This is a genomic window from Nocardiopsis sp. TNDT3, assembly GCF_003427465.1.
Lineage (GTDB): Bacteria > Actinomycetota > Actinomycetes > Streptosporangiales > Streptosporangiaceae > Nocardiopsis > Nocardiopsis dassonvillei.
In genome coordinates, this window is record NZ_QPFC01000139.1 from 1 (window position 1) to 15,392 (window position 15,392).

General features: G+C 72.6%; 14 protein-coding genes and 1 pseudogene. 9 read left to right on the forward strand and 6 right to left on the reverse strand.

What is annotated here, in order from left to right; all coding sequences use genetic code 11:
- The 3 genes and pseudogenes from DQW06_RS03965 to DQW06_RS03975 form a co-directional block, all read left to right on the forward strand.
- Nucleotides 1-228 (forward strand): annotated as a pseudogene (locus tag DQW06_RS03965) (hydrolase); the annotation flags it as partial.
- Between the two features lie 101 nt (nt 229-329).
- Nucleotides 330-2,753, forward strand: coding sequence for a heavy metal translocating P-type ATPase (locus DQW06_RS03970; protein ID WP_232832950.1), 2,424 nt, complete (start codon nt 330-332; stop codon nt 2,751-2,753).
- A gap of 3 nt (nt 2,754-2,756) precedes the next feature.
- Entirely contained in the window at nt 2,757-3,176 is a 420-nt protein-coding gene (locus DQW06_RS03975) for an Hsp20/alpha crystallin family protein (protein ID WP_071621695.1), read from the forward strand.
- Nucleotides 3,177-3,276: 100 nt separating this feature from the next.
- Here DQW06_RS03975 and DQW06_RS03980 read toward each other — a convergent pair whose 3' ends face one another.
- Nucleotides 3,277-3,999, reverse strand: coding sequence for a DUF4389 domain-containing protein (locus DQW06_RS03980; protein WP_071621694.1), 723 nt, complete (start codon nt 3,997-3,999; stop codon nt 3,277-3,279).
- 200 nt (nt 4,000-4,199) lie between these two features.
- Between DQW06_RS03980 and DQW06_RS03985 the strand changes: the two genes are divergently transcribed.
- The gene (locus DQW06_RS03985) at nt 4,200-4,727 is read left to right on the forward strand and encodes a flavodoxin domain-containing protein (protein ID WP_071621693.1); all 528 of its coding nucleotides are present in this window, start codon (nt 4,200-4,202) and stop codon (nt 4,725-4,727) included.
- A 38-nt stretch (nt 4,728-4,765) separates the two neighbouring features.
- Here the strand turns inward: DQW06_RS03985 and DQW06_RS03990 are convergent, their stop codons facing one another.
- The 3 genes from DQW06_RS03990 to DQW06_RS04000 all read right to left on the reverse strand — a co-directional run bounded on the left by DQW06_RS03990 (nt 4,766) and on the right by DQW06_RS04000 (nt 7,381).
- Nucleotides 4,766-5,671, reverse strand: a complete 906-nt coding sequence (locus DQW06_RS03990) for a universal stress protein (RefSeq protein WP_071621692.1) — start codon at nt 5,669-5,671, stop codon at nt 4,766-4,768.
- 199 nt (nt 5,672-5,870) lie between these two features.
- The gene (locus tag DQW06_RS03995) at nt 5,871-6,542 is read right to left on the reverse strand and encodes a response regulator transcription factor (RefSeq protein WP_117197982.1); all 672 of its coding nucleotides are present in this window, start codon (nt 6,540-6,542) and stop codon (nt 5,871-5,873) included.
- Between the two features lie 158 nt (nt 6,543-6,700).
- Entirely contained in the window at nt 6,701-7,381 is a 681-nt protein-coding gene (locus tag DQW06_RS04000) for a pyridoxamine 5'-phosphate oxidase family protein (protein WP_232832951.1), read from the reverse strand.
- A gap of 230 nt (nt 7,382-7,611) precedes the next feature.
- Here DQW06_RS04000 and DQW06_RS04005 point away from each other — a divergent pair, with 230 nt between their 5' ends.
- The 3 genes from DQW06_RS04005 to DQW06_RS28830 all read left to right on the forward strand — a co-directional run bounded on the left by DQW06_RS04005 (nt 7,612) and on the right by DQW06_RS28830 (nt 11,520).
- Nucleotides 7,612-10,305, forward strand: a complete 2,694-nt coding sequence (locus tag DQW06_RS04005; RefSeq protein WP_117197985.1) for a GNAT family N-acetyltransferase — start codon at nt 7,612-7,614, stop codon at nt 10,303-10,305.
- A gap of 213 nt (nt 10,306-10,518) precedes the next feature.
- Nucleotides 10,519-11,205 carry a CBS domain-containing protein gene (locus DQW06_RS04010; RefSeq protein WP_013152154.1) on the forward strand — a complete coding sequence of 229 codons (687 nt, stop codon included), beginning with the start codon at nt 10,519-10,521 and terminating at the stop codon, nt 11,203-11,205.
- Between the two features lie 144 nt (nt 11,206-11,349).
- Nucleotides 11,350-11,520 carry a hypothetical protein gene (locus DQW06_RS28830; protein WP_156910828.1) on the forward strand — a complete coding sequence of 57 codons (171 nt, stop codon included), beginning with the start codon at nt 11,350-11,352 and terminating at the stop codon, nt 11,518-11,520.
- Nucleotides 11,521-11,964: 444 nt separating this feature from the next.
- Here the strand turns inward: DQW06_RS28830 and DQW06_RS04020 are convergent, their stop codons facing one another.
- The gene (locus tag DQW06_RS04020) at nt 11,965-12,273 is read right to left on the reverse strand and encodes a GNAT family N-acetyltransferase (RefSeq protein ID WP_013152153.1); all 309 of its coding nucleotides are present in this window, start codon (nt 12,271-12,273) and stop codon (nt 11,965-11,967) included.
- Between the two features lie 128 nt (nt 12,274-12,401).
- Nucleotides 12,402-13,058, reverse strand: a complete 657-nt coding sequence (locus DQW06_RS04025) for a hydrolase (RefSeq protein WP_013152152.1) — start codon at nt 13,056-13,058, stop codon at nt 12,402-12,404.
- A gap of 538 nt (nt 13,059-13,596) precedes the next feature.
- Between DQW06_RS04025 and DQW06_RS04030 the strand changes: the two genes are divergently transcribed.
- Entirely contained in the window at nt 13,597-14,538 is a 942-nt protein-coding gene (locus tag DQW06_RS04030; protein ID WP_013152151.1) for a DUF5996 family protein, read from the forward strand.
- 148 nt (nt 14,539-14,686) lie between these two features.
- Entirely contained in the window at nt 14,687-15,154 is a 468-nt protein-coding gene (locus tag DQW06_RS04035; protein WP_117197984.1) for a MarR family winged helix-turn-helix transcriptional regulator, read from the forward strand.
- Nucleotides 15,155-15,392: the final 238 nt, after the last annotated feature.

A 15,392-nucleotide genomic window follows, 5' to 3' on the forward strand; every position in this document is an offset into this window, starting at 1 on the left:
TTCCTGGAGGCCGCCCGTCGGGTGGGGGTCGAACCGGGCTCGGCCGCCGTGGCCGAGGACGCGCTGGTCGGTGTGGAGGCGGCCGGGCGCGGGGGGTTCGGTCTGGTGGTGGGGGTGGACCGCACCGGCGTCCGCCGCAGGATGCTGGCCCTGGGAGCGCACGTCGTGGTGTCCGACCTGTCCGAACTCCTCCCCTCGCGGGCCGGGTTGACTCCACCGGACGCGTGACCATCGACCCCTTACGGACACGACCTCCAGCCCTGCCGACCCCTGCCGTCGCGGACCACAGTGGCGGTATGGGCACTGGGCGAGGAGACAGTTCTCGATACGTGACCGGCGAGACCGTGCTGCTGGTCCTGTGTCTGTCGGGGCTCGTCGTCGGAGGGGCGCTGCGGCTGTCGGGGTTCACGGCCGCCTCGGACGCGGCGTGGTTGGCGGCCACGGCCGTCGCCGCCGTCGCCTCGGCCGTGTGGGTCGTCCGGGCGCTGCTGCGCCGGAGCCTGGGAAGCGACGTCGTCGCCCTGCTGGCGCTGGTCGGCTCCGCGCTGGTCGGTGAACTCCTCGCCGGCGCGATCGTCGCCGTCATGCTGACCGGGGGAAGGGTCCTGGAGGACGGGGCCGCGCGCCGTGCGCGGCGCGATCTGAGCGCGCTGGTCTCCAGGGCTCCCCGCGTCGCGCACCGGATCGACGGCGACCGGGTGACCGCGGTGCCGGCGGACGAGGTGCGCCCCGGGGACGTGCTGCTGGTCCTGGCGGGAGAGGCGCTGCCGGTGGACGGACGCGTGACGGAGGGTACGGCGGTGGTGGACGAGTCGGTGGTGACCGGCGAGCCGCTGCCCGTCGAGCGGTCCGCGGACCAGGACGTGCGAGGCGGCACCGTCAACGCGGGCGGCCCCTTCCGCATGCGCGCCACGACCGACGCCGAGGGCAGCTCGTTCGCCGCGATCGTGCGCCTCGCACGCGAGGCCCAGGCGCGCACCGCGCCGTTCGTACGCATGGCCGACCGCTACGCGGCCCTGTTCCTGCCGTTCACACTGCTGCTGACCGGCGCGGCGTGGTGGCTGTCGGGGGAGGCCGTGCGCGCCGTCGCCGTGCTGGTCGTGGCCACACCGTGCCCCCTCATCCTCGCCGCGCCCGTCGCCTTCACCTCGGGCATGTCGCGCAGCGCACGGCGGGGGGTCATCGTGCGCGGGGGCGCGGCCCTGGAGAGGCTGGCGCGCGCCCGGGTGCTGCTCTTCGACAAGACCGGCACCGTCACCGAGGGCCGCCCGGTGCTGGGCCGGGTCGTCACCGGGGAGGACGCGTCGGCCGACGAGGTGCTGCGCCTGGCCGCCTCGCTCGACCAGGCCTCGCCGCACGTGTTGGCGTCGGCCATCGTGCGCGCGGCCAGGGGCCGCGGTGTGCGTCTGGAACAGCCGGCTGAGGTGGTCGAGGAACTGGGGCGGGGCATCGGCGGCACGGTCGGCGGCAGGCCGGTCCGCGTGGGCAAGGCCGCGTGGGCCGCGGGAGGGGGAGCCGAGCCCGGATGGGCCGCCCGGGCCCGCGCCGAGGCGGCACGCGACGGGTCGGTCACCGTGTTCGTGGGCGTCGACGGCCTCCTGCGAGGGGTCCTGCTGCTGCGCGACCGGCTGCGCGCGGACGCCCCGCGCACCCTTCGCCTGCTGCGGCTGGCGGGGATCGAGCGCGCGGTGATGGTCACCGGCGACCGGCGGGACGTCGCCGAGCGCATCGCCGCGCACGTGGGGGCGGACGCGGTGTACGCCGAGCAGTCCCCGGCCGACAAGGTCGCCGTGGCACGCGACGAGAGCGCGCGGGCCCCCACGGTGATGGTCGGAGACGGAGTCAACGACGCTCCCGCGCTGGCGGCGGCGGGCGTGGGCGTGGCCCTGGGCGCGCGCGGATCGACGGCCTCGTCGGAGGCCGCGGACGTGGTGGTCACGGTGGACCGCCTGACCAGGGTCGCCGAGAGCCTGGCCGTCGCCCGGCGCACCCTGGCGATCGCGCGGCAGAGCGCGGCCGTCGGCATGCTGCTGTCCGCGGCCGCGATGGCCGTCGCCGCGGTCGGGCTGCTTCCCCCCACGGCGGGGGCGCTGACCCAGGAGGCGATCGACGTCGCGGTGATCCTCAACGCCCTGCGCGCGCTGTCGGGCGGACGCGGGAGGCGGGTGCCGGAGCTGCGCGGCGACGACGCCGACCTGGTGCGCGCCCTGCAGGAGGAGCACGTCCGGCTGTGGCCGGGGATCGAGTCACTGCCGCGCACGGCGGAGGCCCTCACCCGGCGGGGAGGCGATCCGTCCGCCGAGACCGCCGGCCTGAGGGACTTCATCGACGCACTGACCGCCCACGAGGAGCGGGACGAGCACCTGCTCTACCCCAGGGTCGCGCGGGCTCTGGGCGGACCCGACACCACCGCCGCGATGAGCCGCGGGCACACGGAGATCGCCGAGCTGTGCCTGCGCCTGCGCACGTGCCTGGAGGAGGTGGACGGCGTCGGGGGCGCGGACGCGCGCCGTCGCGCGGCCCGGCTGGCCGTCGAGCTCTACGCGGTCCTGCGCCTGCACTTCGCCCAGGAGGAGGAGAGCTTCCACGTGCTCGCCGACCCCGAAGGGCACGGTGGGCTGGGGGACCAACGGCCCGGCGGTCCCGAGCCTTCGGCTCCTGGCGGAGGGCCGCGTACCGGTGTTGGGTGGTGGTGGAAGGCCGTGGCCCGGCCGAAGCGCGGCGGCCGCGGGAACCCGAACCGGAGGAGGTAGGACATGAACGCGATCTCCCGCCGTGAGGGGCTGGGGCGCTTCCCCGACCTGGCCGAGCTGTTCGACGCCCCGTTCTTCTCGACGCGCTCGCCCTCCAACCTGAGGGTCGAGACCTCGGTGCGCGACGACCGGTACCTGGTCCGGGCCGAGGTGCCCGGCGTGGACCCCGAGGACGGCCTCAGCGTGACCGTCGAGCACGGCACGCTGACCATCCGGGCCGAGCGCGGGGAGAGCACGTCGACGCCCCAGCACTCGGAGTTCCGCTACGGCTCCTTCAGCCGCACGCTCGCGCTGCCCGCCGACGCCGACGAGGAGGACGTCGCCGCCTCGTACGACCAGGGCATCCTGGAGGTGAGCGTCGGCCTGTCGCAGAAGCCCGAGGGCAGCCGCAAGGTGCCGATCTCGCGCAAGGCCGAGGAGTAGCCGCCCGGGCCGGCTCAGGCCCACGCCGCGGGACCGGCGCTCCGGCACCGGTCCCGCGCACGTGCTCCGCCCCGGCGGCGCCAGTGGAGGGCCCGTCGGATCAGGTCGGTCCGTCTCCGGTGACCGATCCCCGGGTCTCGTCCCGTTCCGGCCCGCCCGTGTCCAGGCGGAAGGGCGGGTAGCGGTCGGTCATGAGCGCGGCGTAGGCCACGACGCGCAGGACCCACCGGTTCAGTCCGACCACGAGGTCGAACAGACCCCGCGGATAGGCCCCGGTGAAGAGCAGCGCCACGGCCGCGAACAGCACCAGGAGGCCGATGAGACCGGGTGACTGGTACATCGCCTCCCAGGTCTCGGCGGACCTCGTCTCCGGGCCCTCCGCCACCACGGTCACGCCGCCGCGCACGAAGAGGGCCACCACCAGGTACTGGGGCAGGGCCAGCAGCCACCACTTGACCAGTACCAGCCCCCGGGACATCCGCCCCGGCTCCCTGATCGTCAGTCGGGCCGGGTAGTCCACGTCCCCGGACAGGGTGAAGGGCGGATAGCGGTCGGTCCCCAGCACCCGGTAGGCGTAGAACCCCACCCTCCAGCTCCACCGCAGGACTCCGGTGTTGAACCGGAACATCCCCGCCGGGTAGCGGCCGGTGAACAGGATCGCGAAGAAGGCCGCCACGGTCAGCGCGAGGAAGGCGATCCACAGGAAGACGAGCACCACGTAGTGGGGAATCGCCAGCAGCCACTTGACCAACCAGAGCCAGCGGCCCGCCGTCGGGTCCGGATCGGCCTCGACCACCACCGGGTAGCGCGTGCCTTGAGCCATCTCGGGACACCTCCCCCGGGGAGGCGCCCGCCTCCCCCTCCCCTCCGACACTGCCTCCGTATCCGTCCTCCCGGCAGGGCCGAGCGGCTGACCCGGACGGGCCGTACGTCCCCGTACGCGGGGAGGTACGCCCCTGCGGCGGCGCGGCTCCGCGCGCCCAGACTGGGCTGTGACGGAGGATGCTCGAAGGAGGTACCGCCATGTCCGTACTGGTCGGCTACGCGAGCGAGCACGGTTCCACACGGGAGATCGCGGAGAGGATCGCCGGTCGTCTGCGCGAACGCGGCCACACCGCGGACGTGCGCTCCCTGGCGGAAGCACCGGGGGCCGGGGAGTACGGTGCCGCGGTCCTGGGCAGCGCGGTCCACGGCGGCTCCTGGATTCCCGAGGCATCGGAATACCTCCGCGCCAACGCCGCGCCGCTCGGCAGGATGCCGGTCTGGCTGTTCAGCGTGGGCTTGGCGCGGGTCGTCGGCGGCTGGTTCGAGAAGCACGTCCAAGAGCCCAAGGAGGTCGCCGAGCTGCACGACGCTCTGGGCTTCCGCGAACACCGCCTCCTGGCCGGATCCCTGCGGCCCGAACACCTGCCGCGGTTCGGGCGCGCGGTCTACCGGCTCATGAGGGGGCGCTACGGAGACTTCCGGGACTGGGACGAGATCGACGGCTGGGCCGACGCGATCGCCGCCGACCTGTCCGGCGCCGGAACGTCGGGCGCCGCACCGGTGTGACCGTCCGCGGCGCCCCCGGGTGTGCCCGGCCGCCGCTCTCAGTGCCGGGGAGGGCGTACCACCGCGACCGGAACGGGGCTGTGTGAGATCACGTTGCGGCTCACCGACCCCAGCAGCATCCCGGCGAAGCCTCCCCGACCGTGCGACCCCACGACCATCAGGTCACAGTCCCGGGCCGCGGCGCACAGGACCTCGACGGGGTGGCCCGTCTCCACGACCTCCTCGACCCGCACTCGCGGCCAGCGCGCCCGCTCGTCCCCGACCGCCTCCGACAAGGCCCGGTGCGCGCGGCGCACGTCCTCGTCCTCGGCCCGCTTCCTCTCCTCCTCCGTCATGGTCCAGGTCGGGTCCTCCAACGCGCCGAAGCGCCACCAGCGGGTCTCCTCGCGTACCGTCACCGCGCGCAGCCGCGCTCCCCAGGTCCCGGCCGTGGCGAACGCCCACTCCGTGGCGGCCCGCGCGGACCGCGACCCGTCCGCGCCCAGCACGAGGCGGCCGTGGAAGGGGCCTGGCTCCCGGTTGGGAACGACCACCACAGGACACGAGGCGTCGGCCAGCAGCTCCAGGGCCGTGGAGTCCGGTACGACCCTGTCCATGGTCGTCATGCGGTGCGCTCCCACGACCAGGGAGTGGGCGCTCCGGCTCTCGGTCAGCAGGACCGGCGCGGGGTCGCCCGTGACGTGCACCGCCATGACGTCGAGGTCCGGAACCCGCTCCAGCGCACGTTCGCGAGCCTCGTCGACGATGCGGCGCGCGAACTCGTCCACGTCGAATCCCGGCAGGCCGCGGGGGAGGGAGTGGTAGAGCGGCCAGTCGAAGGCGTACACGACACGCAGCCCCCGTCCCCTCCGTCCCGCGTCGTCCGCGGCCCAGTCCAGGGCCCGTCCGCTCGCCGCCGTTCCGTTGACCGCCGCCACCACGGGCGCCTTCGCTGCCTGGTCCATGGCTGCCTCCCACCGGTTGTGGAGCCCTCCCGTGCCACGTTAGGAGCGTCCGCTCGGGCGCACCAGGTACGGGTGTCGCGGTCGGGCGGTCTCCAAGGACGTGGCGGATCCGGGACCTGCGACGCTTGACGCCGTGCGCCCCGCCCGGGTGTCCGCCCGTATCCGGAGCACACCACGGGATCCGGGCGAACGCGCGGTCTCATCCGGACCCGCCGCGCGCGGCACGGTCCTTGAGCCGCGCGGCGTACGCCGCCGCCTGCGCCCGGCGCTGCATGTCCAGCTTGGACAGCACACTGGAGACGTAGTTCTTCACCGTCTTCTCCGCCAGGAAGACCCGCTCGCCGATCTGCCGGTTGGTCAGCCCCTCGCCGATCAGCTCGAACACGCGCCGTTCCTGAGGGGAGAACCCGGCGAGGGGATCGGCCGACTCCGCTCCCTCGCGTATGCGCCGCATGACGAGGGAGGTGCTGTGCGGGTCCAGCAGGGACTCCCCGGAGGCGACCGTGCGAATCGCCCCCACCAGGTCCGAACCGTGGATCTGCTTCAGCACGTAGCCCGCCGCGCCCGCCAGGACGGCGTCGTAGAGGGCCTCGTCGTCGGAGTAGGACGTCAGCATCAGACACGCCAGGTCCGGGAACCGCGACCGCAGCTCCCGGCAGACCTCCACACCGCTGCCGTCCGGCAGACGCACGTCCAGGACCGCCACGTCGGGTCGTGCGGCCGGTACGCGGCCGAGCGCCTCGGCCGCCGTGGCGGCCTCCCCGACGACCTCGATGTCCCCCTCCTCCTGGAGCAGGGCGGTGATCCCCCGCCTCACCACGTCGTGGTCGTCGACCAGGAAGACGCGGATGGCCCGGCTCTCCTCCTGCATAGGCCGTCATCTCCTCCCACACGGGCGAGCTCTCCCGACGGGGCCGGGCGACCCGGTACGCGGCCGGGCCGCGCTCCGTCGCGTGCCTCGTCCCCCTACCCGCGAAGAGGGTCGGATACCAGTGGCGGACCCGCCCCGAAGCGGGACGCCGACACGGGTCAGCGCATGCTCCGGGCTCCCACACGGCGCCCGCTGACCTCGTACGCCACGACACGGACGAAGAGGTCGTGTTCGCCTCCCGCCCACGGGCGCACGGGAGCACTCGTGCGCAGAGACGCCGCCTCCGCCTCATCGGTCACCGGTACGGCCCGGCCGGTGACCAGGACGCTCCACCCCTCGCTCGTCGCGCCGTCGACGCGGTCGACCTCGAAGGCGGCGCCGCAGGGAAGGTGCCGGGCGATCACTCCGTGGTCCGTGGTCCGGAACACGACGGCGTGGCCGCGGACGAGGTAGTTCACCGGAAGGATGGTCGGCGCCGTCGCGCCCTCGGGCATGAAGCCGATGCGTCCCACACCGCCCGGACCGATGAGTTCCATGCACCTCTCCGGAGGGAGCACGGTCGTCTCCGGAAGGAGGACCGAGGTGGTCGCGGAGCCGGGCGGTACGTCGGTGGCGCTTCCCAGCAGGTAGTCCTGCGTGGTGTTCAGGGCTTCCGCGAGGCGGTGGAGCGCCTGCCTGGTCATGTGGGGGGCGTACTCCTCCAGGTAGGCCACGTACCCGGGGTCCATGTCGGCCAGGTGCGCGACCTCCTCCCGGGTCAGACCGAGTTCGGCCCGGCGCGCGGCGGCCCTGCGCCCGAGGTCGCTGCCCGTGGTGCCCGTGCCCTCTTCCCGCGTCATGGCGCGACCCCCCACCCCGAAGAAGACGCTCCCGCGTCCCGTACTACCCGCATCCTCACCGGTCGCGGAGTCACCGAGCATGGGCCGTTGGGCCCGGATGCGAGCGACCTCCGTCCCCGGGCCGGATCCGCGAACAGGGAGAAGACTGGGAAGCGCACCGCGCCACACGCGACGACGCGCCTCGGACCGACACCGGCGGCTCGGACGCGAGGAACCGGGGGAGGGTGACCATGACCGGCCAACTCGACGAAGAAACGGTACGGACGGCGGACCAGGGCACCTCCCACGCGCTGTTGTCCGACGGCACCGTCGCGCTGATCCGTCCCGCCCGCGCCGAGGACGTCACCAGAGTCAGGAAGCTGTACGAGGGGATGTCGCAGGAGAACCTGCGCATGCGCTTCTTCCTGCCCAGTACGTCTTCGGCCCGAATGGCGGCCGAGCGGGCCTGCGCGGGCGGCGGCACCTGCTGCGCCGCCCTCCTCGCGGTCCTCGACGGCGAGGTGGTCGGCGTCGCGAGTTACGACGCGTCCGAGCGGTCCCATGTCGGGGAGTTGGGGCTGGCCGTGGCGGAAGGGGCGCACGGACGCGGTGTGGGCACCCTGCTTCTGGAGCACCTGGCCACGGTGGCACGGGAACGCGGTGTCAGGGCCTTCCACGCCGACGTCCTGGCCGCCAACCACGAGATGCTGCGCGTGTGCGACGACGCGGGACTGCGATCGCGTCGCAGGACCGACGCGGGGGTGGTGGAGCTGACCCTGCCCCTGGAGCAGGACGACCGCTACGTCGAAGCCGTGGGGCGCAGGGAGGGACAGGCCGGCAGGGAGAGCCTCAAGCGGTTGCTGCGTCCCCGTTCGGCCGTGGTCATCGGTGTGACGAGCCGCGCGGTGTCGGTCGGCAACGCGGTCCTCCGCAGCATCGTGTGCCACGGCTTCACCGGTCCGACGTACGCCGTCCATCCCCAGGCGTCCGGCGTGGCCGACGTGTCCCTGCCCGTCCACCGTTCCGTCGCGGAACTTCCCGAGCCCCCGGACCTGGCGGTGGTGACGGTCCCTCCCGACGCCGTGGTCCCCGTGGCGCGGTCGTGCGGTGCGCGGGGGATCAGGACGCTCCTCGTCGTCACCTCGAACCTGGGTCCCGACACGAGCCGGGAGCTGCTGTCGGTCTGCCGGGACAGCGGGATGCGGCTCGTGGGCCCCAACAGCTTCGGTGTCGTCTGCACCGAGCCCGGGGTGAGCCTGCAGGCGACCTTCGCCGCGCGTCCGCCCTCCCCCGGAGGCGCGGGCCTCGTCGTGCAGTCGGGCGGGGTCGGGATCAGCCTGCTCGACCACCTCACCCGCCTGGGAGTGGGGGTGTCCTCGTTCCTGGCGGTGGGCAACCGCCTGGACGTCAGCAGCAACGACATGCTGAGCTGGTGGGAGGCGGACGGGTCGACCACCATGGCGGTGGTGCACGTGGAGTCCTTCGGCAACCCCCGCAAGTTCGCCCGCCTCGCCCGTGGGGTCGGACGGCGGATGCCCGTCCTGGCCGTGCACGCGGGACGTTCGGAGGCGGGGAGGCGAGCGGCCCTGGCGCACAGCGGTTCCCCCCTGCCGTCCGTCCCGGCCGCCGATGCCCTGTTCGCCCAGGCCGGGGTCACCGCCGTGTCCGGGATCGGCGAACTGGTCGAAGCAGCGGCCCTCATGGCCCACCAGCCCCTCCCCCGCGGCCCTCGTGTCGCGGTCCTGACCAACACCGCCGGAGTGGGGGGGATGGCCGCCGACTCGTGCTGCGACGCCGGCCTGGAGGTCGTCGAACTATCCGAGCGGACGCGGCGCGGCCTGGAGGAGTCGCTGCCCTCCGGAGCGGTGTGCGCCAACCCCGTCGACACCACGCCGGAGGTCCGCAGCGACCAGTTGCGCGCGTGTCTGGAGCTGTTGTCGGCGGCTCCGGAGGTGGACGCCGTCATGGCCGTCACGGTCCCCACGGCCCTGGCCGATCCGGCTCCGGCGGTCAGCATGGCGGTGCGGGACGTCCCGGTGGTCGCGGTCGCGCCCGAACAGCCCGAGGCCGTGGCCGTCCTCGGGGGCGGGGGAAGACCGGTGCCCTCGTACAACGGTCCCGAGTCGGCGGCGGCCGCGCTCGGAGCCGCGTGGCGGCGCTCCTCATGGCTGGCCCGCCCGCCCGGGAGGGCACCAGAACTCTCCGACGTGGCCTCGTACCGGGCGGCCGAGATCGTGAACGAGTCCCTGAGCTCCCCCTCCCAGGGCGGATGGCTGCCCCTGCACCGTGTGATGGAGCTGCTCACCTGCTACGGGATGGCCCTAGCTCCGTGGCGCCGCGCACGTAACGAGGAGGAGGCGCTGCGAGCGGCGGCGGAGATCCCCGGGCCGGTCGCCCTCAAGGCGGACGTGGCAGGCGTCGTCCACCGAGGCCGCGCCGGAGCCCTGTACCTCGGCCTCACCGGGGAGGAGCGGTTCCGGAAGGCCTACCGTGCGCTGGCGGAGCGGTTCCGGGGAAGGGTCCGCGGCTTCGTCGTCCAAGGCATGGCCCCTCCCGGTTTCGAGGCCCTGATCGGCTCGGTCCAGCAGCCCGACTTCGGCCCCGTGATCGCGTGCGGACCCGGCGGAAGCTACGCCGAGGTGCTGGGCTCAGGGGCGTCCCGGCTCATTCCGCTGACCGACGCCGACGCCGACGAGATGGTCCGGTCCGTACCCGAGCTCAGACGCCTGGGCGAACGGGAGGGTGAGAGGGGTGCGGTCCCCGCGGTACTGCGGGAACCCCTGCTGAGGCTCTCGAAGCTGGTCGAGGACCTGCCGGAGATCGCGGAACTCGAGATGAACCCGGTCGTCATCGGTCCTTCGTCGGCGGTGTGCGTCGACGCCCGCGTCCGGGTGGCCAGGTATCCGCACGGGGACCCGTACTTGCGCGCGCTCCGACCGCTGTGACCGTCGCCGGAGCCGCGGCTCCGTGACCAGGTCGAGAGCGCGGGTCCCTGCCGGGAGGAGCCGTAGGGCCCGACGCAGCCGGGGCCCAGGACCCTGGTGGGCAGGTCGCCTACGAAGAAGGCTGGGAGGGGGACCGGAGCGTCCGAGGAGCGTTCCCGTGAGAACAGGACCGTGCCGACCGCCGTCCGGGACGGTACACGAGGGGAGTTCGCGATGCACACTGTGAGCGACGTCATGACGACCGAGGTCTTCTCCGTCACCGGGGACACCGGCTACCGCGAGATCGCCGAGATGCTGGTCACGCACGGTGTGAGCGCTCTGCCCGTGACCAACGGAGAGGGCTGTGTGGTCGGCGTGGTCTCGGATGAGGACCTGCTCCACAAGGAGGAGTTCACAGGAGGGGACTACGCTCCTCCGTTGCGCGCCCGGTTGCGCGCCCGGCTGGGTTCGGGAGGCAGCGCTGGCGACAAGGCCACGGCGAGGAACGCGGCCGAGTTGATGACCGGCCCCGCCGTCACGGTGTCCTCCGACGCGTCCGTGGTCCTCGCCGCCCGCTTGATGGAGCGGCACGGGGTCAAACAGTTGCCGGTCGTCGACGGGGACGGGCACCTGCTCGGGATCGTCAGCAGGCGGGACCTGTTGTCGGTCTTCGTACGGGAGGACGAGGACATCGCCGAGGAGACGCGGGGCGTGATCAGGGAGGTCCTGCCGGAACCCGCCGCCACGGTCAAGGACGGGGTGGTGAGGCTCACCGGGGATGTGGAGCACCGCAGCGACGTCGAGAAGCTGATCCACCGCGTTCGGCAGATCGAGGGCGTGGTGGCCGTCGACTCCGAGCTGCGCTGGCACGCCGACGACGTCGTTCCCCAGCACGTCCAGTGGCGGGCGGGGACGCCCTGACACTCCGGGTGTCGGCCCACCGCCATCGGCGCTCCGACGCGATGGAGCCCTGAGCCTCCTCGGTCTTCGAATATCGGTTTCGTCGTCTGTCCATCGTCTGCGGACGCGGTGCGTACGCTCTTCGCCGTCGTGCGGAACTCCCTCATGAGCAGCTCGTACGCACCGATGAGCGCGAAGCTCGGCCAGGCGTGGATGATCCGCGACCACAGCGTGGGGTCGGCCACCGCGGCGATGCCCGCGAGCAGCAGAACAGCCGCGATGGTGACCCATCGTGACCAGCGGGAGGACTCCGTCCCGATCGCCCTTTCCCGGTGACCGAGGGGCCTTCACGGGACCGGAAGCGCCCTGCCGGGCGGGGTGGGAGACGGGCGTCTCCCATCCCGCAGTGGGAGGTTTCCGGGAGACGCGAACCTCTCCCAACGGCTCCCAATCGCCGTGAAGATCCCTCAACGGAACGCTCCGACCTGGGTGGATGCTCATCGGCGCAGGTCGCTGCGGAGCCGGGACCACCTTGACACGGCAGAGGTCACAGGTTCGAATCCTGTATCGCCCACCACCTTCCCAGGCCGGAGCACACGCTCCGGCCTGGGTCGTTTCCGGGCAGCGCGGCGGGAGGGCGGAGCCGTGGCTCCGCCCTCCCGCGCATACGTGTTCACACCCCGGGACGACCGTCAGCGGCTGCTTCGGTCAGGGAGGCGTTCCGACGACGCGGCCGTATCCCCGGTCGGGGGGACGTCGACGACCGCCGTGGCCGACCGTTCAGTCGCTGACCCTGCTCCGGGACCGGTACAGCAGGTCCTGGTACTCGGGATGACGGGCGATCCAGCCCGCGAAGAAGGGGCAGGTCGCCAGCACGCGCAGGTTCGCGGACCGCGCCTCGTCGAGGGCCGTGCGTGCCAGCGCGGACCCGACTCCTCTGCCTTCGTGCTCCGGCGCGACCTCGGTGTGCACGAACGCGACGAGTTCCGGCGTGCGGATGTACTCCGCGACGCCCGCGACCCCGGGTTCTCCGTCGACGCGGGCCTCATAGCGCTTGGCCTGGGGCACGTCGCCCACCTGGACCGCCACGGGTCCTCCCCTCGTGTTGGTGTGTCAGCCTGTTCACGCCGTTGACCGGCGGTGTCCTCGTCGGCGACGGGACCGGTCGGGGACGGGCCGCGCCCGCCGCGGACCGGCCCCGTCGCGCGGTCGTGTCCTCAGGCGCCGTTCGCGGCACGGCTGGCCAGCATCTGCGTCTCCCAGGCGAAGGCGATGCCGGTGGCACCGCCGTGCTGGGTCAGGACGTCGACCATGCCCTGCATGGTCTCCTCGCGGGCCCAGTCGCGCTGCCACTCGCCCGCCACGGCCAGCCAGGTGATCGGCGCCACGCCGGCCTGGACCATGCGCCGCACGGCCATGTCGTGGGACTCCGCCGTGGCACCGCCCGACGCGTCGGTGACGGCGAAGACCTCGAAGCCCTCGCCCGCCGCCTGGATCGCCGGCATGGCCAGGCAGATCTCCGTCCACAGACCGGCCATGACCACCTTCTTCCGGCCGGTCTCCTTGACGGCGTCGACGACGCGCTCGTCCTCCCAGGTGTTGATGAACGTGCGGTCGATCGGCTTCTGCTCCGGGAACACGTCCTGAAGCTCCTGGATGAGGTAGCCGCCGCGCTCCTCCAGCACGGTCGTCAGGATGGTCGGAACGCCGAACGCCTTGGCGGCCTTGGCGAGGCCGACGGTGTTGTTGACGACCATGGACGGCTCGTGGCTGTTGAGGTTGGCGAACTGGAACGGCTGGTGGTCGATCAGGACGAGGATGCTCTCCTCCGGCGTCAGCAGCGCCTGGAGTCCGTTCTTGGCCTTGGTGCTCACAGGGGGTTCCTCTCAGGGGTTTCGTGCTCTGGGGGCTCGGCCGGGACACCGCCGGCCGCCGTGCGGGCGGCACGGGCGCACGCGCCCGTGCCCGTGCCGCCCGTACCGGCCGACGTCACGCGGCGTCGGCCGACACCGCTGCGCGGACCAGCGCGACCTCTCCGATGGGAGACGGCCCTCCGAGCCAGTGACGGCGCGTCTCCGGTGAGTTAGGTGACGCATCACCAAAATTAGCATCATTGGATGATGTGTCAACCAAACCAGGACTCGGATCCACCGCCGCCACCGAACACGGATCGCCTACCAGCAAGTTGACTTGTCACCTACTGTCCGGATGATGTATCAACGACCAGCGGGGGTCTCGCACCCACAGGCGACGCGGGGCGCCGCCCCTCCGGAGGCCGTCGGCCGCCGGGGGTGCGGCGGGGACCGGCAGGACCGCGGCCCGCCTCGCTCCGGGAGGGACGGGGGTCAGGACACCCGTCCGCGGCGCACGGCCGCCTCCGCCCCTTGGCGTACAGAAGGAAGTGAGTGAGCGATGACCAGCCCTTCAGCCACGAACTGGCCGAGCCTGCGGGTCTCGGACTGGACCCCCACCCGCGACACCCTGCACATGTGGACCCAGATCGTGGGCAAGATCCGCATGGCCCACGCTCCGCTGATCAACCACTGGTGGCAGGTGACCCTCTACGTCAGCCCGCGCGGGTTGACGACCTCGGCCGTCCCGTACGGCACGGGGGCCTTCGAGATCGAGTTCGACTTCGTCGACCACCAGCTCCGGATCCGCAGCAGCGACGGCGGCGAGCGGAGCTTCGCGCTACGGCCGATGCCGGTCGCCGAGTTCTACACCCGGATCATGGACATGCTCGGCCGACTCGGGATCGAGGCACCGATCCGGCCGAGTCCCAACGAGGTCGAGCCCGCGATCCCCTTCGCCGAGGACCACGAGCACGCCTCCTACGACGGGGAGGCGGCCGCCCTGTTCTGGCGTCAGCTGCTCCAGGCGAACCGGGTGATCGGCGAGTTCCGGTCGCACTTCGTGGGCAAGGTCAGCCCGGTGCACTTCTTCTGGGGAGCGATGGACCTGGCCTGCACCCGCTTCTCCGGGCGGACGGCCCCGCCCCACCCGGGCGGAGCGCCCAACTGCGGGGACTGGGTCATGGTGGAGGGCTACTCCCGGGAGCTGTCCAGCTGCGGCTTCTGGCCCGGCGGCGGCGAGGAGGGCGCCTTCTACTCCTACGCCTACCCCGCACCCGACGGGTTCGCCGACCAGCCGGTGGGCCCCGAGGGCGCGTACTACAGCACCGAGTTCCAGCAGTTCCTGCTGCCCTACGAGGCCGCCCGCACCGCGCCCGACCCCGACCGCGCGGTGGCCGAGTTCCTGCGCACCACCTACGAGGCCGCCGCGAACCTCGGGAACTGGGACCGCTCCGCGCTGGAGGACGACCCCCTGCGGTGGCAGGGCACCCCCGCGTCCTGAGGGACGACGGGACGGACCGGGTCGGGATGACGGCCCCCGTCGACGGGTCCCCTCCGCTCTTTCGGAGGGCCCGGCCCGACGCGGGGCCGCGTCCCGGCCGCTTCGTCCCAAGTGGATGAGACGTCAACTTCTTCGTTACACTGCGCCCATGAACGAGACGCCGCGCTGGCTGGAGGCGGACGAGAAGGCCGCTTGGGACGGCTTCATCCGCATGCAGGAGACGCTCATCGGGCGGCTGTCCCGTCACCTCCAGGCCGACTCCGGGATGTCCGCCTCCGACTACGTCGTGCTCGTCAACCTCACCGCGACGGACGACGGCAGGATGCGCTTCCTGGAACTGGCCAAAATGGTGAACTGGGAGAAGAGCCGGATGTCCCACCAGGTCCGGCGGATGGCCAAGCGCGGGCTCGTGGCCAGGGAGGAATGCCCCGACGACGCCCGCGGGGCGTTCATCGTCGCCACCCCGGCCGGATACGCGGCGATCGAGGAGGCCGCGCCCCTGCACGTCGAGCACGTCCGCCGCCTGTTCGTCGACGCACTGACCCCCAACCAGCTCAGGACGTTCGCCCGGCTCTCCCAGCGCGTCGTGGACCACATGGAGAAGCAGCCGGACTGAGCGGGCGGCGCGCGGCCCCGGGGAATACCGCGCTATTCCGTTGATTGATCAACTTTCACTTGGGCTATTATGGTTGATACATCAACAAAAAGACGATGATGCCGCGACGGGGGCGACCACGCCCGGCACCGCGTTCGCCACGGCAGTCGGCACAGCGACCACAGGGAGACGGGTGCGATGCAGTTCGGGATCTTCACCGTCGGTGACGTGACCACCGACCCCACCACCGGCCGTACGC

What these genes read in the sequence shown, in the direction of transcription:
- DQW06_RS03975 (WP_071621695.1), top strand. Translation starts at nt 2,757, where the DNA reads ATGAACGCGATCTCCCGCCGTGAGGGGCTGGGGCGCTTCCCCGACCTG.
- DQW06_RS03980 (WP_071621694.1), bottom strand. Translation starts at nt 3,999, where the DNA reads ATGGCTCAAGGCACGCGCTACCCGGTGGTGGTCGAGGCCGATCCGGAC.
- DQW06_RS03985 (WP_071621693.1), top strand. Translation starts at nt 4,200, where the DNA reads ATGTCCGTACTGGTCGGCTACGCGAGCGAGCACGGTTCCACACGGGAG.
- DQW06_RS03990 (WP_071621692.1), bottom strand. Translation starts at nt 5,671, where the DNA reads ATGGACCAGGCAGCGAAGGCGCCCGTGGTGGCGGCGGTCAACGGAACG.
- DQW06_RS03995 (WP_117197982.1), bottom strand. Translation starts at nt 6,542, where the DNA reads ATGCAGGAGGAGAGCCGGGCCATCCGCGTCTTCCTGGTCGACGACCAC.
- DQW06_RS04000 (WP_232832951.1), bottom strand. Translation starts at nt 7,381, where the DNA reads ATGACGCGGGAAGAGGGCACGGGCACCACGGGCAGCGACCTCGGGCGC.
- DQW06_RS04005 (WP_117197985.1), top strand. Translation starts at nt 7,612, where the DNA reads ATGACCGGCCAACTCGACGAAGAAACGGTACGGACGGCGGACCAGGGC.
- DQW06_RS04010 (WP_013152154.1), top strand. Translation starts at nt 10,519, where the DNA reads ATGCACACTGTGAGCGACGTCATGACGACCGAGGTCTTCTCCGTCACC.
- DQW06_RS28830 (WP_156910828.1), top strand. Translation starts at nt 11,350, where the DNA reads ATGAGCAGCTCGTACGCACCGATGAGCGCGAAGCTCGGCCAGGCGTGG.
- DQW06_RS04030 (WP_013152151.1), top strand. Translation starts at nt 13,597, where the DNA reads ATGACCAGCCCTTCAGCCACGAACTGGCCGAGCCTGCGGGTCTCGGAC.
- DQW06_RS04035 (WP_117197984.1), top strand. Translation starts at nt 14,687, where the DNA reads ATGAACGAGACGCCGCGCTGGCTGGAGGCGGACGAGAAGGCCGCTTGG.